General features: G+C 70.9%; 16 protein-coding genes and 1 pseudogene. 16 read left to right on the top strand and 1 reads right to left on the bottom strand.

Annotation, left to right across the window (positions count from 1 at the left end):
* Positions 1–20: 20 nt before the first annotated feature.
* The 16 genes and pseudogenes from ADK67_RS30945 to ADK67_RS51385 all read left to right on the top strand — a co-directional run bounded on the left by ADK67_RS30945 (position 21) and on the right by ADK67_RS51385 (position 20,027).
* The gene (locus tag ADK67_RS30945) at positions 21–1,103 is read left to right on the top strand and encodes an aldo/keto reductase (protein ID WP_053720083.1); all 1,083 of its coding nucleotides are present in this window, start codon (positions 21–23) and stop codon (positions 1,101–1,103) included.
* A gap of 199 nt (positions 1,104–1,302) precedes the next feature.
* On the top strand, positions 1,303–2,745 hold the full coding sequence (locus ADK67_RS30940) for an ankyrin repeat domain-containing protein (protein ID WP_053720082.1): 1,443 nt from the start codon (positions 1,303–1,305) through the stop codon (positions 2,743–2,745).
* Between the two features lie 20 nt (positions 2,746–2,765).
* A complete protein-coding gene (locus ADK67_RS30935; protein WP_053720081.1) occupies positions 2,766–3,074 on the top strand; it encodes a muconolactone Delta-isomerase in 309 nt (102 codons plus the stop codon).
* Positions 3,075–3,091: 17 nt separating this feature from the next.
* Entirely contained in the window at positions 3,092–3,772 is a 681-nt protein-coding gene (locus ADK67_RS54825) for an EthD domain-containing protein (RefSeq protein ID WP_053720080.1), read from the top strand.
* 36 nt (positions 3,773–3,808) lie between these two features.
* Positions 3,809–5,854 (top strand): alpha-1,4-glucan--maltose-1-phosphate maltosyltransferase, encoded by a 2,046-nt coding sequence (locus ADK67_RS30925; RefSeq protein WP_053720079.1) that lies wholly within the window; start codon positions 3,809–3,811, stop codon positions 5,852–5,854.
* Positions 5,851–7,502: pseudogene (treS, locus tag ADK67_RS30920) on the top strand (maltose alpha-D-glucosyltransferase). Before ADK67_RS30925 ends, treS begins: the two are co-directional and overlap by 4 nt.
* Positions 7,499–8,752, top strand: a complete 1,254-nt coding sequence (locus ADK67_RS30915) for a maltokinase N-terminal cap-like domain-containing protein (protein WP_053720078.1) — start codon at positions 7,499–7,501, stop codon at positions 8,750–8,752. Before treS ends, ADK67_RS30915 begins: the two are co-directional and overlap by 4 nt.
* A gap of 5 nt (positions 8,753–8,757) precedes the next feature.
* A complete protein-coding gene (glgB, locus tag ADK67_RS30910; RefSeq protein ID WP_197289714.1) occupies positions 8,758–10,590 on the top strand; it encodes a 1,4-alpha-glucan branching protein GlgB in 1,833 nt (610 codons plus the stop codon).
* Positions 10,591–10,689: 99 nt separating this feature from the next.
* Positions 10,690–11,514, top strand: coding sequence for a type 1 glutamine amidotransferase domain-containing protein (locus ADK67_RS30905; RefSeq protein WP_053720076.1), 825 nt, complete (start codon positions 10,690–10,692; stop codon positions 11,512–11,514).
* 28 nt (positions 11,515–11,542) lie between these two features.
* Positions 11,543–13,141, top strand: coding sequence for a thiamine pyrophosphate-binding protein (locus tag ADK67_RS30900; protein ID WP_053720075.1), 1,599 nt, complete (start codon positions 11,543–11,545; stop codon positions 13,139–13,141).
* Between the two features lie 11 nt (positions 13,142–13,152).
* Positions 13,153–13,818 (top strand): DJ-1/PfpI family protein, encoded by a 666-nt coding sequence (locus ADK67_RS30895; protein WP_053720074.1) that lies wholly within the window; start codon positions 13,153–13,155, stop codon positions 13,816–13,818.
* A complete protein-coding gene (locus ADK67_RS30890; RefSeq protein ID WP_053720073.1) occupies positions 13,808–15,625 on the top strand; it encodes an AGE family epimerase/isomerase in 1,818 nt (605 codons plus the stop codon). The genes ADK67_RS30895 and ADK67_RS30890 overlap by 11 nt, the downstream gene beginning before the upstream one ends.
* A gap of 46 nt (positions 15,626–15,671) precedes the next feature.
* Positions 15,672–17,675: a glycogen debranching protein gene (locus ADK67_RS30885; RefSeq protein ID WP_197289695.1), complete on the top strand. Its 2,004-nt coding sequence runs from the start codon at positions 15,672–15,674 to the stop codon at positions 17,673–17,675.
* On the top strand, positions 17,672–17,992 hold the full coding sequence (locus ADK67_RS30880) for an STAS domain-containing protein (RefSeq protein WP_053720071.1): 321 nt from the start codon (positions 17,672–17,674) through the stop codon (positions 17,990–17,992). Before ADK67_RS30885 ends, ADK67_RS30880 begins: the two co-directional genes overlap by 4 nt.
* Positions 17,993–18,458: 466 nt before the next feature.
* Positions 18,459–19,649 (top strand): MBL fold metallo-hydrolase, encoded by a 1,191-nt coding sequence (locus tag ADK67_RS30875; RefSeq protein ID WP_053720070.1) that lies wholly within the window; start codon positions 18,459–18,461, stop codon positions 19,647–19,649.
* A 225-nt stretch (positions 19,650–19,874) separates the two neighbouring features.
* Positions 19,875–20,027 carry a hypothetical protein gene (locus ADK67_RS51385; protein WP_157620950.1) on the top strand — a complete coding sequence of 51 codons (153 nt, stop codon included), beginning with the start codon at positions 19,875–19,877 and terminating at the stop codon, positions 20,025–20,027.
* A gap of 11 nt (positions 20,028–20,038) precedes the next feature.
* Here ADK67_RS51385 and ADK67_RS30870 read toward each other — a convergent pair whose 3' ends face one another.
* Positions 20,039–20,389: a hypothetical protein gene (locus ADK67_RS30870; protein ID WP_063797778.1), complete on the bottom strand. Its 351-nt coding sequence runs from the start codon at positions 20,387–20,389 to the stop codon at positions 20,039–20,041.
* Between the last annotated feature and the right edge of the window lie 172 nt (positions 20,390–20,561).

The raw sequence follows: 20,561 nt of genomic DNA, 5'->3' as shown, positions 1-20,561 counted from the left end.
CCAACACACCAGGAGGTTCCATGCGTTACACGGTGCTCGGCCGCAGCGGGCTGCGGGTCTCTGAACTCGCGCTCGGCACGGTCACCTTCGGCGAGGACTGGGGGTGGGGCGCGCCGAAGGACACCAGCGCGCGCATCCTCGACCGCTACGAGGAGGCGGGCGGCAACTTCATCGACACCGCCGACCACTACACCGGTGGCACGTCCGAGGAGTACCTGGGCGACATGCTGCGCGGCGGTCGCCGCGACCGGTTCGTCATCGGCACCAAGTTCACCCTCCAGACCGACCTGGGCGACGTGAACTCGGCGGGCAACAGCCGCAAGAACCTCGTCTCGTCCATCGAGGCCAGCCTGCGGCGCCTGCGGACCGACCGCATCGACCTGCTGTGGGTGCACGCCCACGACACGCTGATGCCCGTGCCCGAGCTGATGCGCGCCTTGGACGACCAGGTGCGGCTGGGCAAGGTGCTGCACGTCGGCGCGTCCAACTGGCCCGCGTGGGAGGTGGCACAGGCCAACACACTGGCCGAGCTGCGCGGGTGGTCGCCGTTCGTGGGCCTCCAGATCCGGTACAACCTGCTGGAGCGCGCCGCCGAGCGCGACCTGCTGCCCATGGCGCGTCAGTTCGACGTCCCGGTGCTGGCGTGGGGCGCCCTGGCCGAGGGCAGGCTCACCGGCAAGTACCTCAACGGCGGCGGGCAGGGCCGGCTGACCGTGCAACCGCGCGAGCACAGCATGGCGGGCGGTGACGACCTGGTGGTCGAGGTCGGCAAGGTCGCGGCCGAGGGCGGCTGGACGCCCGCGCAGGTCGCCCTGGCCTGGGTGCGGACCCGTCCGGGCGTGGTGATCCCGCTGCTGGGCGCCACGAAGGTCGAGCAGTTGCGGGACAACCTCGGCTGCGCCGACGTCGTGCTGACCGACGACCAGATCGGGCGCCTGGAGCGGTCGGCCGCGTTCGACCTGGGCTACCCGCACGACCTGCTGCGCCAGGACATCACCGTGCGCGACATGTACGGCGTCCAGTGGGAGTCCATCCAGGACCGGCGCACCACCGTGCAACGCGGTGTCGCCGACACCCGCTACTCGCCTCTGCCCTGGGCCTGAGCCCTTCCCGGAGAACGGACCCCCGCGACCCCGCGGCGGGTCCGTTCTGTTGTTCGCCCAGTTGCAGAAAATCGCCGACTGCACGGAATTCAGTCCACGGCTGGAAGTGTGCGCGGTCCGTGCCGGAAACGTTGTCCGGCGCCCGTTTCGCTGGTTTTATCGGTAAGGCAAGCCCGTGCGAATAAAAGGAGAGCCGGCTGTGGTGGAAACCGCACGCACACGTGAGATCGTGACCAGGCTGTTCGCCGACGTCCAGTCCGGCAACCTCGACGGCGTCCTCGCCGCGCTGGGTGAGGACATCGTCTTCGACCTGCCCGGCAACGAGTTCAACACCGTCATCCCCAACCTGAGGACGTGGCGCGGCAAGGACGACGTGGTAGAGGCGTTCCGGCTGCGCACGCTCGACACCGAAATCCTGGAATTCGAGCAGCGGGACCTGGTGGTCGAAGGTGACCGGGCCTTCGTGCTCAATTACCAGAAAATCGGTCACAAGCACACCGGGATGGCGGTGGAATTCGAGTTCACCATGCTCCTCAAGGTCGGCGAGGACGAGCTGGTCCATGAGTGGCGCGCGTTCTTCGACTCCGCGCCCGAGATCGCGCTGTTCCGCTCCGACATCGACCAGCGGCTGCTCGCCGCGGTCCGCGCGGGCGACGACGAGCGGGTCCGCACCCTGCTGCGCGACGGCGCCGACCCCGACCGCCGCGAGGCGACCACCGGGCTGACTCCGTTGCAGGTGGCGGCCGGCCTGGGCCGCGTGGGCACCGTGTCGGCGCTGCTGGACGGCGGCGCCGACGTCCACGGCGTGGACACCCGCGCGGGCTGCACGGCCCTGCACAAGGCGGTGCAGAACGGCGACCCGGCCACCGTGCGCGCGCTGGTCGAGGCGGGCGCGTTCATCGACGCGGTGGCCCCGACCACCGGTCACACCGCGCTGATGGACGCCCTCTGGTACAAGCACCCGGAGGTCGTGGGCTACCTGCTCGACCAGGGCGCGGGCGTGAACCTGTCGACGCACTACGGCTTCTCCATGAAGGAGCACTTCGAGTTCGAGCTGAACGTCAACTCGCTGGGCAAGGAGAAGCTGCTCGAAGCCGAGAAGCTGCTCAAGGGCAGGGAGAGCGAGGACGAGCGCCGCATCGCCGAGCAGGAGCTGATGACCGCCACGGCCGCGGGCGACACCGCCCGGGTCCGGCGGCTGCTGGCCGACGGCGCCGAGGTCGACGCCCGCTACCCGGTGCGCAACGGCTTCAACGACCTGCACACCCCGCTACTGGTGGCCACCCGCGACGGACACCTGGAGATCGTGCGCGAACTGCTGGCCGCCGGTGCCGACGTCAACGCCACCGAGCCGACCTTTGGCGCGTGCCCGCTGCACAAGGCCGTCTACAACGGCCACGGGCAGATCACCGCGCTGCTGGTCACCGCGCCCGGCGTGGACCTGGACTTCCAGGGCGCCACCAACGGCTACACGCCGCTGCACGACGCCCTGTGGCACGGCTACGACGAGTGCGCCCGCACTCTGCTCGACGCCGGCGCGCGCACCGACCTGGTCGGCCACGACGGCAAGACGCCGCTGGACGTCGCCCTGGACGTGTTCGACCCCGACCACCCGATCATCGCGCGGCTGCGCGCCGCCTGACCACGCCGGGAGCTGACGCCATGCTGTTCTACGTCCAGATGCGCTGGAACCACGAGGGCCGCATCACGCTCGACGAGCTCTGGGAGATCGAGCAGGAGGAAGCGGCCCACGCCAAGGAGACCCTGGACTCGGGTTTCGCCGTGGGCCTGTGGAAGGTCGCCGCGCAGAAGCGCGTCATCGGCATCATCGACGCGCCCAGCGCCGAGGAACTGGACCGCACCGCGCTGGGCCGGCTGCCCATGCGCGAGTACCTGGAGTTCGAAGAGGTCTGGCCGCTGCGCGACTACCTCGGGTTCGCCGAGGACGTCCTCAAGCGCTACCAGGTCTGAAGCCGAAGGAGGAAGCCATGATCCACCAGCTCATCTTCGCCCACCCCAAGCCCGGCATGACCGAGGGGGAGTTCCAGCGCTACTGGCTGGAGGAGCACGCCGTCCGGTACGCGAGCAAGATCCCGCAGATCCGGCGGTACAGGATCGACACCCGCCTCCCGCTGCCGGGGGACGGCGCTGAGCCGCTGTGGAGCGGCATCGCCGAGATCTGGCTGCGCCCCGAGGAGCAAATCGAGTCGTTGCAGACGCCGGAATTCCTGGAAGGCGCGCGGCTGGACGAGCCGAAGTGGGCCGCGTTCTGGCGCACGCTTGTCTTGGACACCGACGCCCACCAGGTCGTCGAGCCGCCCCGCGCCGAAGGCGTGAAGATCGTGCGGCTGGTCAAGCGCCGCGAGGGTCTGCCGCTGGCGGCGTTCCGCGAGCAGAGCCTGGGCAGGCACGCCGAGCTGGTGGCCGAGGTGCCGGGCCTGCGGGGCTACCTGCAGAACCACGTGGTGGACGGCGCGTACGGCATCGGTGAGGCCACCCTCGACGCCGCCTACCAGCTGTGGTTCGACGACACCGACGCGCTGGCCGCGGCCCTGGCGTCGCCGGAGTTCCAGCGCGCCGAGGAGGAGCTGCGCTCGATCGTCCAGGAGCGCTACCTGCACGAGATGGTCGTCCGGGAGCACTGGGTGATCGGGCCGGACGCCCGGTAGTCCGTTCCCGAGGTCGTGGTCGAGGAGGAATCAGTCATGCAGCGGATCGCGGTGGAGGACGTCCGCCCGGCGGTCTCCGGGGGTCTGCGGCCCGCGAAGGCGGTCGTGGGCGAGCACGTGCCGGTGTCGGCGACCGCCTGGCGGGAGGGGCACCAGGCGGTCGCGGCCGAGGTGGTGTGGTCCGGTCCGGGGGACGCGGCGTCGCGGCGGACGCGGATGGAACCGGGCCCGGACAACCGCTGGGAGGCCACCATCGTCCCCGACCGGCCGGGGGAGTGGACATTCCGCGTGGAGGCGTGGAGCGACCCCTGGGCGACGTGGCGGCGGGCGGTGGAGGCGAAGCTCGCGGCGGGCGTGTCGCCCGACGAACTGGACCTCGACCTGGAGGAGGGTGCGCGACTGCTGGAGCGGGCGGTCGCGCACCCCGGCCCGGGCCCGTCCGGCGGAGCACCCGGCACCGGCAGCGCGACGAACATCCTGCCCCGGGACCAGCCCGACAACCCAACCGGCCCAGCTGAGGGCCGGACCGATGATCCTCGCCGCGCGCGGCTGCTCGAAGCCGCCGAGCGGTTGCGGCGCAAGGACTTACTCCTGGTCGACCGGGTGATCCTGGCCCTGTCCGCCCCCGTGCACGACGGTATGACGACCCAGCCGGTCCGCGAGCTGGTCACCCTCAGCGCGCCGCACCGCCTGCTGGTGGAGCGCGAACGCGCCCTGGTCGGCTCCTGGTACGAGCTGTTCCCCCGCTCGACCGGCGGTCTGGGTCCCGACGGTCTACCCCTGCACGGCACGTTCGCCACCGCGGCGGCGGAGCTGGACCGCGTCGCCGCCCTGGGTTTCGACGTGGTCTACCTGCCGCCGATCCATCCGATCGGCCACACCAAGCGCAAGGGCCCCAACAACAACCCCGTGAGCGACCCGGGTGACGTCGGCTCCCCGTGGGCCATCGGCTCGTCGGAGGGCGGCCACGACGCCGTCCACCCCGTCCTGGGCACCATCGAGGACTTCGACGACTTCGTGGCTCGCGCGCGCGAGCTGGGCCTGGAGGTGGCGCTCGACCTCGCCCTCCAGTGCTCGCCGGACCACCCGTGGGTGCGCGAGCACCCCGAGTGGTTCACCCACCGGCCCGACGGGTCGATCGCCACGGCCGAGAACCCGCCCAAGCGCTACGAGGACATCTACCCGCTGAACTTCGACAACGACCCGGCCGGCCTGTACGCGGAGGTCCTGCGCGTCGTGCGGCACTGGGTCGACCACGGGGTGCGGATCTTCCGGGTCGACAACCCGCACACCAAGCCGCCGGACTTCTGGGAGTGGCTGATCGCCCGGGTCCACCGCACCCACCCCGACGTCGTGTTCCTCGCCGAGGCGTTCACCAACCCCGCCCGGCTCTACGGCCTGGCGCGGCGCGGGTTCAGCCAGTCCTACACCTACTTCACCTGGCGCACCGGCAAGGCGGAGTTGATCGACTTCGGTCGCGAGCTGGTCGCCCACACCGACGAGGCCCGTCCGAACCTGTTCGTCAACACCCCGGACATCCTGCCGGAGCACCTCCAGTCCGGGCGGCCGGCGATGTTCGCGATCCGCGCGGCGCTGGCCGCGACGGTGGCGCCGACCTGGGGCGTGTACTCGGGCTTCGAGCTCTACGAGCACCAGCCCCTGCGCCTGGGTGGCGAGGAGTACCTGGACTCGGAGAAGTACCAGCTCGTCCACCGCGACTTCGGCCGCGACGGGACGCTCGAGCCGTGGATCGCCCGGCTCAACGAGATCCGCCGCGCCCACCCGGCGCTGCGTGAGCTGCGCACGCTGCGGTTCCACGACGTGGACAACGACTCGTTGATCGCCTACTCCAAGACCGCGCCGGGCGAGGTCGTCCTGGTCGTGGTGACGCTCGACCCCGCCCGCCCGCAGGAGGGCACCGTGACGTGGCGGCTCGACGAGCTGGGCCTGCCCGACGGGTTCACCGCGCACGACCGGGTGACTGGGCAGGTGTTCCGCTGGTCCGAGCGGACCTACGTGCGGCTGGACCCGAACCAGACGGTGGCGCACATCGCCACCGCGTCCCAGGAGGTGCGCCCATGACGACGGCCGCGTCCACCGATCCGCTCAGCGCGAGACCGGCCCGCGACGAACCCGAGTGGTTCAAGCGCGCGGTGTTCTACGAGGTGCTGGTGCGCGCCTTCGCCGACTCCGACGGCAACGGTGTCGGAGACCTCGAAGGGCTCACTGGCAAGCTGGACTACCTCCAGTGGCTGGGGGTGGACTGCCTGTGGCTGCCGCCGTTCTACGCGTCGCCGCTGCGCGACGGCGGGTACGACATCAGCGACTTCCGGCGGGTGCTCCCCGAGTTCGGCACGGTGCAGGACTTCGTGCACCTGCTGGACGAGGCGCACCGGCGGGGCATCCGGGTGATCACCGACCTGGTGCTCAACCACACCAGTGACGCCCACTCGTGGTTCCAGGCTTCGCGCAACGACCCGGACGGCCCGTACGGCGACTACTACGTCTGGAACGACGACGACCGGAAGTACGCCGACGCGCGCATCATCTTCGTCGACACCGAGACCTCGAACTGGACCTACGACCCGGTGCGCGGCCAGTTCTACTGGCACCGGTTCTTCTCCCACCAACCCGACCTGAACTACGAGAACCCGGCCGTGCAGGAGGCCATGCTCGACGTCCTGCGCTTCTGGCTGGACCTGGGCATCGACGGCTTCCGCCTCGACGCCGTGCCCTACCTGTTCGAGGAGGAGGGCACCAACAGCGAGAACCTGCCGAAGACGCACGAGTTCCTCAAGCGCTGCCGGAAGGTCGTGGACGAGGAGTACCACGACCGGGTGCTGCTGGCGGAGGCAAACCAGTGGCCGTCGGACGTGGTGGAGTACCTGGGCGACCCGGCCGTGGGCGGCGACGAGTGCCACATGGCCTTCCACTTCCCGCTGATGCCCCGGCTGTTCATGGCCGTGCGGCGGGAGAACCGGTTCCCCATCACGGAGATCCTGGCGCAGACCCCGGAGATCCCGTCGGGCGCGCAGTGGGGCATCTTCCTGCGCAACCACGACGAGCTCACGCTGGAGATGGTCACCGACGAAGAGCGCGACTACATGTACGCGGAGTACGCCAAGGATCCGCGGATGAAGGCGAACATCGGCATCAGACGACGGCTGGCGCCGCTCAACCAGCAGGAGCTGTTCACCGCGATGCTGCTGTCGCTACCCGGCTCGCCCGTCCTCTACTACGGTGACGAGATCGGCATGGGCGACAACATCTGGCTCGGTGACCGCGACGGCGTCCGCACCCCCATGCAGTGGACCCCCGACCGCAACGCCGGGTTCTCCGACTGCGACCCCGGGCGCCTCTACCTGCCGGTGATCATGGACTCCATCTACGGCTACCAGTCGCTCAACGTCGAGACCCAGCAGCGTGACACCTCGTCGCTGCTGCACTGGACGCGGCGGATGCTGGCCGTGCGGCGGCGGCACCCGGCGTTCGGGCTGGGCGGGTACCTGGAGATGCCGTCGTCGAACCCGAGCGTGCTGGCGCTGTCCTGTGCGTCTACAACCTGTCCCGCCACCCGCAGGCGGTGTGGCTGGACCTGTCCGACCACCTCGGTGAGGAGCTGGTCGAGCTGACCGGCGGGGAGGGTTTCGGCGTGGTGGAGTCACCGGACCACGCGCTCACCGTCGTCGGGCACGGATTCTACTGGCTGTCGCTGGTGAGGACGTCATGACGTTCTCGGCCTGGGACCGCACGAGGCTCGCGGCGGCGCTGGTGGACTGGCTGCCCCGCCGCCGCTGGTTCGCCGCCAAGGGGCGGCAGGTCGAGCGGGTGGACCTCGCGCGGGTCACCGACCTCGGGCACGGCTGCCTGGTCGTGCTCGTGGACGTGCACCTGGTCGGGGAGCCGGAGCCGCACCGCTACCAGCTCCCGCTCGGGCTGCTGGCGGAGCCCGCGCCGGACCCGATCACCGACCTCGGCGGCCTGTGGGCGGTCGACGCCACCGACGTGCCGGACCTGATGGCGCACGTGCTGGCGCTCGTCGCGGCCGACGCCGAGCGTGACGGCGTCCGGTTCACCGCCCACGCGCCCGTCGTGCCCGTTGCACCGGTCCGGCGGATCACGGGGGAGCAGTCGAACACCTCGGTGGTGTTCGGCGACCGGCACATCCTCAAGTTCTTCCGGCGGATCTTCCCCGGGGTGAACCCGGAGGTCTCGGTGTCCCAGGCGCTCGGCCCGACGCCGACGGTCCCGCCGCTGCACGGCGTGGTGGACGACGGCACGTCGACCCTCGCCGTGGTGCAGGGGTACGCGGTGGGCGCGGTGTCAGGCTGGGACCTGGCGGGCACGCCCGGGTTCACCGGCCGGCTGCGCCCGCTCGGCGAGGCGGTCGCCGCCACCCACGCGGCGCTGGCCGACGCGTTCGGCAGCACGCCGCTGACCCGTGCCGACCTGTCCGCGCTGGTGGACGGCATGCTCGACCGCCTGGACCGGACCGCCGCCGAGGTGCCCGCGCTGGCCAGGCACGTCGACCGGTTGACGCGCCTGTTGGTGGGCGCGGGCCGGGCGGCCCTGCCGGGGTCGCCCCGGCAGCGCGTGCACGGCGACCTGCACCTCGGCCAGGTCCTGGCGGTGGCCGGCGGGTGGCTGCTGATCGACTTCGAGGGCGAGCCGGGTGCACCGATCCCCGAGCGCGCCCGGTGGGACTCGCCGCTGCGCGACGTCGCGGGGGTGCTGCGCTCCCTGGACTACGCCGCGAGCCGCACACCCGACCGGGACTGGGTCCGGGCCGCGGAGCGGGAGTTCCTGGCGGGCTACGCCGAGCGCGCCGGCCGCGCGCCGGACCCCGCGCTGCTGCTCGCCCACCAGTTGGACAAGGCCGCTTACGAGGTCGGCTACGAGACCCGCAACCGGCCCGACTGGGTGGACGTCCCGCTGCGGGCGATCGAGGGGTTCGTGGCCGCCGCGGAGAGGATGGGGTGACCGGGGTGACGTTGACCGACTACGACCTGCGGCTCATCGGCGAGGGGCGGCACCCCGCGCTCTGGGAGGTGCTGGGCGCGCGGGTCGAGCCGGCGGGAGGCGTGTCGTTCGCCGTGCTCGCCCCGGCCGCCCGCGAGGTCCGCGTGCGCGGCGACTTCAACGGCTGGGACGGCGCCGCGCACCCGATGCGCCGCCGCGACGGCGGGGTGTGGGAGCTGTTCGCCCCGGAGGCGCGGTCCGGGCAGCGCTACCGCTTCGCGGTGCTCGGCGCCGACGGCCGCTGGCGGGAGAAGGCCGACCCGATGGCCCGGGCGACCCAGTGCCCGCCCGCCAACGCCTCGGTGGTGTTCCGGTCGCGGTACCGCTGGCGCGACGGGGATTCCCAGGCCCGGCGGGACTGGGCGAAGGAGCCGATGAGCGTCTACGAGGTGCATCTCGGCTCGTGGCGCGCCAGGGAGGACGGGAGCCGGCCGACCTACCGGGAGCTGGCGCACGAGCTGGGCGACCACGTCGCGGACCTGGGCTTCACGCACGTCCAGCTGATGCCCGTGACCGAGCACCCGTTCGGCGGCTCGTGGGGCTACCAGGTGAGTTCCTACTTCGCGCCCACGGCCCGGTTCGGCACCCCGGACGACTTCCGCTACTTCGTGGACCACCTGCACCGCAAGGGGATCGGCGTCCTGCTGGACTTCGTGCCCGCGCACTTCCCGCGCGACGACTGGGCGCTGGCCCGATTCGACGGCACCCCGCTGTACGAGCACCCCGACCCGCAACGCGGCGAGCACCCGGACTGGGGCACGCTGGTGTTCGACTTCGGCCGGCCGGAGGTGCGCAACTTCCTGATCGCCTCGGCCCTGTACTGGCTGACCGAGTTCCACCTGGACGGCCTGCGGGTCGACGCGGTGTCCTCCATGCTCTACCTGGACTACTCGCGCGGACCGGGGCAGTGGGAGCCGAACGCGCACGGCGGCAACGAGAACCTGGAGGCCGTGGCGCTGCTGCGGGAGCTGACCGCCGCGGTGCACCGGGAGGTGCCCGGCGCGGTGGTGGTCGCCGAGGAGTCCACGGCCTGGCCGGGCGTCACGGCGCCGGAGGGCCTGGGCTTCGACCTCAAGTGGAACCTCGGCTGGATGCACGACGTGCTGGGCTACCTGGGCCATGACCCGGTGCACCGCGCCGCGCACCACGGGGAGCTGGAGCTCCCCTTGGACTACGCGTGGAACGAGCGGTACGTGCTGCCCCTGTCCCACGACGAGGTGGTGCACGGCAAGGGCTCGCTGTGGCAGCGCATGCCCGGCGACGACAAGCGACGCGCCGCGGGTCTGCGCGCGCTGCTGGCGTACACGTGGGCGCACCCGGGCAAGCAGTTGCTGTTCATGGGCGGCGAGTTCGGCCAGCCTCCCGAGTGGGACAGCGACGGCTCGCTGTGCTGGGAGTTGGCCGACAGCCCGCCGCACCAGGGCGTCCTCGACCTCGTGCGCCGGCTCAATCACGTCTACCGGCGCACCCCCGCGCTGCACGCCACCGACGACGACCGGGGTGCCTTCGCCTGGCACCTCAGCGATCCCGGCCGCAACGTGCTCGCGTTCCGCCGCACCGGCCCGGACGGCACGCTGCTGTGCGCGGCCAACTTCTCCGGCGTGCCGCAACGCGTGGACGTCGGCGGTCCCTGGACCACCCTGCTCGACAGCGAGCGCCCGCACCTGACCGGCGAGCACGTCACCGGCGTGCTCGACCTGCCCGCGTCCACCGTGGCGTGGCTGTTCTCCGCGCAGTGCACGGAAAATGCCCATTGCACGGAGAACGTCGAATGCACGGAGAATTTCGCAACTCGCTGACTGGCGCCACAAGAGCCGCGATTCCTTGTTTGTCGGGCGAATGCCCGCGAAGATTGACCTGTCGGTTCCGGGAGGATCGGCGCCGCACAAGGAGGAAATATGAGCAAGAAGATCCTGTTCATCCTTTCCGAATACGGTTACTGGGGCGAGGAGCTGCTCGGGCCGCTGGTGGCCTGCGACCGTCAGGGGTACACGGCGGTGTTCGCCACCCCGACCGGCAAGCGCCCCGTCGCCCTGCCGCCCAGCCTCGACCCGGGCTACGTCGACCCGCCGCTGGGCCGGTCGGTGACCACCCCCGAGGTCGCGGTCGCGGCCCGGGAGCTGGACGAGTCGTCACGCCTGGACAACCCGGTCAGCCTCGCCGACTGGATTCCCGAGCGCCCCTACGACAGCGCGCCGAACCCGCTGCGCGCCATGGAGGCGTACTACCGGGAGATCGCCACGCTGGCCCAGGACGTCGCCGAGTACGACGCCCTCGTCATCGTCGGCGGCTCGGGCCCGATCGTCGACCTGGCCAACAACGGCAGGCTGCACGAGCTGATCCTGGCGTTCATCCGGGCCGACAAGCCGGTGGTCGGCGAGTGCTACGGCGTCGCAGCCCTGGCGTTCGCCCGCGAGTGGGACGACCGCAAGTCGATCATCTGGGGCAAGCACGTCACCGGCCACTGCAAGGAGTACGACTACAAGGACGGCACCGGATTCGTCGGCGTCGAGTTCAACATGGGCCCGCCGCCGTACCCGCTCGAGTACATCCTGCGCGACGCCACTGGTCCCGACGGGCAGTTCCACGGCAACGTCGGCAAGGAAACCTCGGTGATCGTCGACTTCCCGTTCATCACGGCCCGCTCGACTCCGGACTCCTTCCTCGCCGGTGACAAGCTGGTGGAGGTCCTGGAAAACGGTCTGATTCGGTTCGGCTGGTAATCGGAAAACACCCGCGGAGGGCAGGTCAATGACCGAACGGCAGGGCAAGCACGCCCTTCTCGAACAATTGCGGGCCGACGGCCTGACGACGATGTTCGGCAATCCCGGCACGGTCGAGCAGGGTCTGCTGGACGCCATCGAGCAGGACTCCGACTTCGACTACGTGCTGGCGCTGCAGGAGACGGTAGCCATCGGCATCGCGGACGGCTACGCCCGTGCCACGGCCGGGCCCGCCCTCGTGCAACTGCACACGGGAGTCGGTCTCGGCAACGGGATCGGCATGCTCTACCAGGCCATGCGCGGCCACTCGCCGCTGGTGGTCATCGCCGGCGAGGCGGGCGTCCGCTACGACGCCATGGACTCGCAGATGGCCGTCGACCTGGTGGCGATGGCCAAGCCGGTGACGAAGCACGCGACCCGCGTCACCCATCCGGACTCGGTGCTGCGCGTGCTGCGCAGGGCGGTGAAGACGGCGATGACCGAGCCCCGCGGCCCGGTGTTCGTCGCGCTGCCCATGGACGTGCTCGACGCGCTCAACGCCGAGCCGGTGGCGCCGAGCACCATTCCCAGCCGCGCGGTCCGGCCCGTCCCCGGCGAGTTGGACCGCGCGGTGGCGGCGCTGCGCGGTGCGCGCAACCCCGTCGTGCTCATGGGCGACGGCGTGGCGGTGTCCGGTGCGCAGCGCGAGCTGGCCCGCGTCGCCGAGGTGCTGAACGCGCCCGTGTGGGGCCTGGACAACTCCGAGCTGAACATGGACAACCGCCACCCGCTCTACCGCGGGCAGCTCGGGCACATGTTCGGCTCGGTGAGCGGGCGAGTCGTGGCCGACGCCGACGCGGTGCTGGTCGTGGGCACCTACACCTTCCCCGAGGTGTTCCCGGCCCTGGAGAGCCCGTTCGGCGAGGGCGCCCGGGTCGTGCACGTCGACCTCGACGACTACGAGATCGCCAAGAACTTCCCGGTGGACGTCGCCCTGGTCGCCGACCCGAAGGCCACCCTGGCGGCGCTCGCCGACGCGCTGGGCGCACCCGCCGAGCCTGCGCCGGTCCCGCCGTGGACACCGCCGGCGCTCACCGCGGACAGCCCGCTGGTGGAGCACTTCAGCGCCGCCCTCGCCGCGCACACCGACGAGGACCTGGTGCTGTTCGACGAGGCGCTGACCGCCTCGGCGGGCCTGCTCAGCCACTTGCCGCCGCACGTGCCGGGCAACTACTTCCTCACCCGCGGCGGCTCGCTGGGCATCGGCATCCCCGGCGCCATCGGCGCCAAGATGGCCCGACCGGACGCCACGGTCGTCGGCGTCACCGGCGACGGCGGCAGCATGTACACCATCCAGGCGTTGTGGACGGCCGCGCGCCACGGCGTCGCCGCCAAGTTCGTCATCTGCAACAACCACCGCTATCAGCTGCTGGACCTGAACATCGAGCAGTACTGGCGGGACAGCGGGGTGCCGTCGCGCCGCCACCCGGACGGCTTCGACCTGCGCCCCGACATCTCCTTCGTGGACCTGGCCAGGGGCATGGGCGTGGAGGCGCTGCGGGTGGAGGAGCCGGCGCAGGTGGAGCCGTCGGTGCGCAAGATGCTCGACCACGACGGCCCGTTCCTGATCGACCTGCAGACGGACTAGGAGCGGACGCGATGACCACGACGATCCTGCGGGAGGCCGGCGCCCTCACCGGGCGCACCATCGCGATCCTGATGGAGACCGACTACGTGGAGCCGGAGATCGACTACTACCGGCTCAGGTTCGCCGAGGAGGGCGCGCAGGTCGAGTTCCTGACCCGCCTGTGGGGCCGGGAGAACATCACGTTCACCGGCCACGAGCACCAGCTCCCGATCACGGTGGACGGCGACTTGGAGCAGGTGGACGACGAGCGGCTGCGCGGCTACGACGCCCTGATCGTGCCCTCGGGCATGGTCTCGGACCGGCTGCGCTACGCCGAGTCGCCGGGCGGCACCGCGCCCGCGGTGGACCTGCTGCGGCGGGCGTTCGCCGAGCCGTCGGTGCTCAAGGGCGTCATCTGCCACGGCCTGTGGCTGGTCGCACCGATCCCCGAGGTGGTCAGGGGCCGCCCGCTGACCTGCCACAACAACCTGGTCGCGGACGTGCGCAACATGGGCGCGCAGTACGTCGACCAGGACGTGGTGGTCAGCGGCGACCTGGTCACCGCGCGCAGCGCCGACCACTGCCACCTGTTTGCGCGGACCGTGATCGACCTGCTGGCCGCCCGCACGGCGGACCGCACCACCCGGTGGTGGCGCTCGTCCGTGCGGCCAACTGGAGGGGTGCGCCATGGCCGCTGACCCGCTGGCCCAAGTCCGGATCTCCGACCTGGTCGCCGGGTACGTCGTCGAGGCGCACCCCGACCGCGGCCTGGTCGACCTGCGCACCGGCGACGGCCACCCCTTGCGGGTCGGCTTCGAGCACGCCTCCGCCGAGCTGCTGCGCAACCTCGGCGAGCCGCACACCGACCTGACCTCGCGCAAGGCGGAGCTGCTGACACCCGGGCGGCACGTCCTTGCGCACGGCATCTACTCGCCGACCGGCGACGGGCACGTCTTCGACGCCACGCGGATCGTGTTCCTCGACCGCGAGGCGGGGGAGTACGCGTTCGCCCGGCCGGGCTGGTGGGCGGGCCAGCTCCGCGAGCTGGCCCGCTTCTACCGGGTCGCCCAGTTCGGCACGGGCGAGGTCGACTACGTCGACTACCGCACCGTCCTGCGGCTGGGCGGCGACAAGAGCGGCAGGCACGTGCAGGAGACCGACACGATCTCCCGGCTGGTGTACGGGATGGCGTCGGCGTTCCTGCTCACCGGAGAGGACGACTTCCTCGACGTCGCCGAGCGCGGCACCCGCTACCTGCGCGAGCACCTGCGGTTCGCCGACCCGGAGAACGACGTCGTGTACTGGTATCACGGCCTCGACGTCGCCGACGGCGTGGAGACCAAGCTGTTCTCCTCCGAGTTCGGCGACGACTTCCGGTCCATCCCGGCCTACGAGCAGATCTACGCGCTGGTCGGCCCCACCCAGACCTACCGGATCACCGGCGACCCGGAGGTCCTGGCCGACGTCGACGCGACCGTGCGGCTGTTCCACAGGTTCTTCCGGGACGGGGAGCGCGGCGGCTACTACTCGCACATCGACCCGGTGCACCTGCGGCCCGATCACGAGTCCCTGGGGCCCAACCGGTCCCGCAAGAACTGGAACTCGATCGGCGACCACGCGCCCGCGTACCTGCTCAACCTGTACCTCGCCACCGGGCGCCGGCAGGACGCGGACATGCTGGAGGAGTGCTTCGATCTGATCGTCCGGCACTTCCCGGACCAGGCGAGCCCGTTCGTGCGGGAGCGGTTTCACGCGGACTGGACGCACGACCGCGAGTGGGGCTGGCAGCAGGACCGCGCGGTGGTGGGCCACAACCTCAAGATCGCGTGGAACCTGATGCGGATGAACGCCATCCGCCCGAAGGACGCCTACACCGCACTCGCCCGCGCCATCGGCGAGACCATGCCCGCGGTGGGCGGTGACACCCGGCGCGGCGGCTGGTACGACGTGGTGGAGCGGGCGCACCGCCCGGGCGTGCCCGGCCACCGGCTCACCTGGCACGACCGCAAGGCGTGGTGGCAGCAGGAGCAGGGCGTGCTGGCGTACCTGATCCTTGCCGGGAACACCGGCGAGGGCGAGTTCCTGCGGCTCGCCCGCGAGTCCGAGGCGTTCTACAACGCCTTCTTCCTCGACCACGACGAGGGCGGCGTGTACTTCAGCGTCCTGGCCGACGGCACGCCGTACCTGCTGGGCACCGAACGGCTCAAGGGCAGCCACTCGATGTCGATGTACCACGCCGCCGAGCTGTGCTTCCTCGCCGAGGTCTACGAACGGCTGCTGATCCGCGGCGAGTCGCTGGACCTGTGGTTCCGGCCGCGGCCGGACGGGTTCCCGGACCGGGTGCTACGGGTGGCGCCGGACGCGCTGCCGCCGGGGTCGGTGCGGTTGCAGTCGGTGGAGGTCGACGGTGGTCCGTACGACCTGTTCGACCCGGAGTCGCTGACCGTGCGGCTGCCGGACACGTCCTCGCCGGTGAAGGTGCGCGCGAGGCTCGTCGCGGTGTGAGGTCCACGCGGCCGGCCGTGCGCCGGGTGCGGGGTGTCGCTGTTCGGTGGAACTTCCCGGGGGGGACATGGAAGCGGAGCTGATCGAGGCGGTGCGCCCAGCACCGCCGCACCCGCCAGGTGCGCGGGTGGTGCCGGGCGGCATCTCGTTCGTCGTCCGGTCCACCGGGGCGACGGCGGTGTCGCTGGTGCTGTACCGGATGGGGGAGGCGGAGCCCTTCGCGGAGCTCCCGCTGCCGCCGGAGTGCCGGACCGGCGGCGTGTGGGCGGTGACGGTGCCCGGTCTGGACCACCGCGACCTGGAGTACGGCTACCGGGTGTGGGGTCCGAGCGGCCCCGGCGACCGCTACGACCCGCGGCGCGTCGTCGCCGACCCGTATGCCCGGGCGATCGGCGGCGGTGGCGAGCGGTGGGGCGGACCGCGGCAGCCGTTCGAAGGGTTCCGGTACCGCGGTCGAGTGGTGGCTGACGAGTTCGACTGGGAGGGCGACCGGCCGCTCAACCTGCCGGCGCGCGACCTGGTCGTGTATGAGGCGCACGTACGCGGCTTCACCCGGCACCCGTCGTCCGGGGTGGCGGCGCCCGGCACGTACGCGGGGTTCGCCGAGAAGGTCGGCTACCTGCGCGAGCTGGGGGTCAACTGCGTCGAACTGCTGCCGGTCTTCGAGTTCGACGAGCTGGCCAACGACCGGTTCGACCAGGTCGCGGGCCAGGCGCTGTGGAACTACTGGGGGTACAGCACGGTCGGGTTCTTCGCGCCCAAGGCGGGCTACTCGTCCGGCCCGGACGCCGCCGCGGAGCTGAAGTCGCTGGTGAAGGCACTGCATCGGGCCGGGATCGAGGTGGTGCTGGACGTGGTCTTCAACCACACCGCCGAGGGCAACGACAACGGCCCCGCCATCTCGCTGCGCGGCCTCGACAACCAGGTGTTCTACCTGCTGGACGAAGAGGGGAGGTACCGGGACTACAGCGGTACCGGCAACACGCTCAACGCCAACCACCCGCTGGTCGTCGAGTTCGTCCTGGAGTGCCTGCGGTTCTGGGTGATCGAGTACCACGTGGACGGTTTCCGGTTCGACCTGGCGTCGGCGCTGACGCGGGACGGCGACGGCACGCCGCTGGCCGATCCACCGCTGCTGCGCGCGATCGCCGCGGACCCGCTGCTGCGGGACACCAAGCTGATCGCGGAGGCGTGGGACGCGGCGGGCCTGTACCAGGTCGGCTCGTTCCCGGCGTACGGCCGGTTCGCCGAGTGGAACGGCAGGTACCGCGACGCGGTCCGGCGCTTCGTCAAGGGCGACCCGGGCACGGCCGGGGAGGCGGCGCTGCGCCTGGCCGGGTCGCCCGACCTGTACGACGGGCGGGGACCCCTGGCGTCGGTCAACTTCGTGACCGCCCACGACGGTTTCACCCTCGCCGACCTGTTCTCGTACAACGAGAAGCACAACGAACGCAACGGCGAGCACAACGGCGACGGCGAGCACGTCAACCACTCGTGGAACTGCGGCCACGAAGGGCCGACCTCCGACCCGGAGGTGCTGGCCCTGCGCCGGCGGCTCACCCGCAACGCGCTGGCGCTGCTACTGCTCGGCCGAGGTGTGCCGATGCTGGTCGCGGGCGACGAGTTCGGCCGCACCCAGCAGGGCAACAACAATGCTTACTGCCACGACGACGAGTTGTCGTGGGTGGACTGGGAGGCGGCGACGCGCAACTGGGACCTGGTGGCGTTCACCCGGTCGCTGATCGCGTTCCGCCGGGAACACCCGGCTCTGCGCCACGACGCGTACGACGGTGTCCGGCACGAGGCGGAGGGCCTGCTGCTCACCGTGGAGTTCCGGGCGCCCGGCGACGTCGTGCTGGTGATCGCGAACTCCCACTGGGAACCGACCGAGGTCGCCCTGCCGCCGGGCACGCGGTGGCGGCTGTTCCTGGACACCACAACGCGCGAGGTGCACCGGGACCCGGTGCCCGTCGACCAGGACCGGATCACGGCGGGGCCGCGTTCGGTGCTGGTGCTCACCACGGCCCCGCGAGGAGGAGCAGAGGGATGACGCTGTACACGAAGGTGGAAATGGACGACGACGAGGCCACCGTGACCCTGACTGGGTACGCGGGACAAGAGGCAGTCCTCACGCTGGACCAGCTCATCAGCGCGGTGGCCCTGCTGCCCGTCCGGCGGCTGGTGTTCGACCTGGAACGCCTGACCGCGCTGCCCAGCGCGGGAATCCGGAGCCTGTTGATGGCGCACCAGACGGCCGGACCGGGCTTGCGCATCGAGATCACGGGCGCCCGGGGCGCGGTGGCCGAGACCATTCAGCTGTCGGGCTTCTCGGGTGTCAGCGCGCCACCGATCGCCCTGGTGGCGTGAACTGGGGGCGCGGCGGGGAGCTCGGGTGCCGCCCTCGCCGCGCCCCCACCTCGGCCGGTCACGTTCGGCGGTGCGCGGACCACGCGCACCGCGCGGAATCCCCTTCGGAGAGCCGTGATCGTGCGTCGTGGCACTGCTCAATACCCGGTTAAGCAGCTACTGACAGGGACACCCTAAGTCGTTGACGTGGTGAGTGAGCGCCCTGAAAATCGTTCTTGTCGCACCTGATGGTGCGACCGATCGAGGTACAGCCCCGACTGGAGGGCGGAAGAACGCACTCGCTTGCGGGCCGGCCGGCTCCGAGTCGGCGAGATTCAACCGCTTCGCACTCGCGCCCGCCAGCATCAATACGCGAAGGACTGACGTGATAATGCCACAACCGGGTGATGACAGCGGTCTTCCGGACGCACCCGAGTCCGGGGACGAGCCCACTCCGGCGCGCCGCCGACGTCGCTGGACACGCCGCGTGTTGATCGCCCTCGGCCTGGTGCTGGTGCTTTCGGTGGGGAGCGCCCTGATCTACGTGCGCAGCACGCCGTTCGGCGCATTCCCGTCCGGCGACCGGCTGGCGAGGATCGAGCAGTCGCCGCACTGGCACGACGGCGAGTTCATCGTCCCCCAGCCGCTGTGGATCGACGGGTGGAACGCGACCATCGGGTCGTTCTCCGGCAGCGACACGAGCAGCCCGAGCCAGGCCCTCGACATCGTGCCGACCGACACCCGCCTGTTCGACGTCCCGCCGGCGACAGGACTGCGCGTCACCTGGTTCGGCCACTCGTCGTCGCTGATTGAGATCGACGGATCCCGGGTGCTGGTCGACCCGTTCTGGGGTGAGCAGTCCGGGCCGTCGAGCTTGCTCGGCATCAAGCCCTTCTACCGGCCGCCGGCCGCTCTCTCCGAGATCGGGCCGGTGGACGTCGTGCTCATCTCGCACGACCACTGGGACCACCTCGACCAACCCACGATCAGCGCCATGGCGCAGTGGCGGGACACCACGTTCGTGGTTCCACTGGGAATCGGCGCTCACCTGGAGCGGTGGGGCATCACCGCGGACCGCATTCGCGAACTCGACTGGTGGCAGAACGCGACCGTCGGCTCCACGCGGTTCACCTCCACCCCCGCCCGGCACAACTCGGGCCGGAACCCGTTGCACAGCAATGAAGCCCTGTGGTCGGGATGGGCGCTGCAAGGTCCGCAGCACCGGGTGTGGTATTCGGGCGACACCGGGTACTTCCAGGATCTGAAGCAGATCGGGGAACGCCTCGGCCCCTTCGACGTGACGCTGATCAGCTCGGGGCAATACGACCCTGCCTGGCCGGACAACCATCTGGGGCCGGAACTGGCCGTCGAAGCGAACGCGCTGGTCGGCGGGAAGCTGATGATCCCGGTGCACTGGGGGTTGTTCGACCTCGCACCGCACAGCTGGACGGAACCGGTCGAGCGGGTGCGGGCCGAGGCGCGGTGCCGAACTCAGGACTACCTCGCGCTGGTGCCCGGAGCGCCGACCGAGCCGACCGCGGAAGCGGTGGCCGCGCAGCGGCAGTGGTGGCCGGAACTGCCGTGGCGCAGGGCGGGGGAAGCGCTGATCAACCCGACGGTCGAGGGCGACCCGGACCAGCGGGTCGACATCAAGCCCTGCGCGCTCGGCGGTCCGTAGACCGCACGGGATTCCGCCCGGGGCGGCCTTGGAGCACCCAGCCGCCGCTGATCTATTCCGTGTTCCTCCTCCGGCCGGAGAAACGGGCAGGACGGCGGCTGGGTGTCGCCGGGAAGTCGCGGCTGCACTGCCAGCCGTCTGTCGAGGGAATACCGCTAACCGGGTCGTCTGCACCGTCCTTCGTGGACGGGAGCGGACCTGCGCTGGGTCGTTGGTCAGCTGTGGGTGTCCGATCCGGCCGACGTGAAGAACACCGGTGAGTTGATCGTGCTCCACGGTGAGCGCAGGGCGCGTTCGGCGGTGTTCAGCCCTGACCGGTGTGTGCTGGCCGTTGTCTCTCACAACGACCTGGCCATCTCGCTGTGGCGCGTCCCCTGACCGAGTGGTCGTCACATTCTGTCCCCGGCGCAGGAGCACCAGTCGCCCTCACAGGGCCGGCCGACCTCGCTGCCGTACGGTTCGAGCCCGCGCGTCAACGCGAGCACCTCGTCGCGCTGCTCGTCGGTCAGGCTCGGCCGCTCGGCGGCGTCGAGGTCCCAGGCCGGTGCCCTGGACGAGACGTCCTCCACATCGCCGACCACGTGCCGGTCGACGAACAGCGTGTACAGCGGGTGGTGAGGGAAGTCGTTGAGCCTCAGCACCCACCACGTGCCGTCCACCCGGGCGGCGAAGGCGAACGTGCGGGCCCCAGTACGCCGCCACCTGACCACACGTGCCAGGACATTCACCTGTTCGGACATGGTGCCAGCATGTGGCGTGCATCCGCTGCGCCGCAAGGCTCATTCGTTGCCGCGTACGCGCCATTTCCGATCCGCTAGTGTCCTGCGCCAGGAATTCGATCAAGATATGAGGCGAGGCGTTCGAGGATCTCGTCCGCGTCCTTGGTCCAGACGAAGGGCTTGGGGTCTTCGT

It is taken from the genome of Saccharothrix sp. NRRL B-16348 (genome assembly GCF_001280085.1).
Lineage (GTDB): Bacteria > Actinomycetota > Actinomycetes > Mycobacteriales > Pseudonocardiaceae > Actinosynnema.
Note: the sequence above shows the minus strand (reverse complement) of the source record. Positions and strands in the feature narration are given on the sequence as shown.

What these genes read in the sequence shown, in the direction of transcription:
- ADK67_RS54825 (WP_053720080.1), top strand. Translation starts at nt 3,092, where the DNA reads ATGATCCACCAGCTCATCTTCGCCCACCCCAAGCCCGGCATGACCGAG.
- ADK67_RS30935 (WP_053720081.1), top strand. Translation starts at nt 2,766, where the DNA reads ATGCTGTTCTACGTCCAGATGCGCTGGAACCACGAGGGCCGCATCACG.
- ADK67_RS30880 (WP_053720071.1), top strand. Translation starts at nt 17,672, where the DNA reads ATGACGCTGTACACGAAGGTGGAAATGGACGACGACGAGGCCACCGTG.
- ADK67_RS30945 (WP_053720083.1), top strand. Translation starts at nt 21, where the DNA reads ATGCGTTACACGGTGCTCGGCCGCAGCGGGCTGCGGGTCTCTGAACTC.
- ADK67_RS30925 (WP_053720079.1), top strand. Translation starts at nt 3,809, where the DNA reads ATGCAGCGGATCGCGGTGGAGGACGTCCGCCCGGCGGTCTCCGGGGGT.
- ADK67_RS30905 (WP_053720076.1), top strand. Translation starts at nt 10,690, where the DNA reads ATGAGCAAGAAGATCCTGTTCATCCTTTCCGAATACGGTTACTGGGGC.
- ADK67_RS30900 (WP_053720075.1), top strand. Translation starts at nt 11,543, where the DNA reads ATGACCGAACGGCAGGGCAAGCACGCCCTTCTCGAACAATTGCGGGCC.
- ADK67_RS30870 (WP_063797778.1), bottom strand. Translation starts at nt 20,389, where the DNA reads ATGTCCGAACAGGTGAATGTCCTGGCACGTGTGGTCAGGTGGCGGCGT.
- ADK67_RS30890 (WP_053720073.1), top strand. Translation starts at nt 13,808, where the DNA reads ATGGCCGCTGACCCGCTGGCCCAAGTCCGGATCTCCGACCTGGTCGCC.
- ADK67_RS30915 (WP_053720078.1), top strand. Translation starts at nt 7,499, where the DNA reads ATGACGTTCTCGGCCTGGGACCGCACGAGGCTCGCGGCGGCGCTGGTG.
- ADK67_RS30895 (WP_053720074.1), top strand. Translation starts at nt 13,153, where the DNA reads ATGACCACGACGATCCTGCGGGAGGCCGGCGCCCTCACCGGGCGCACC.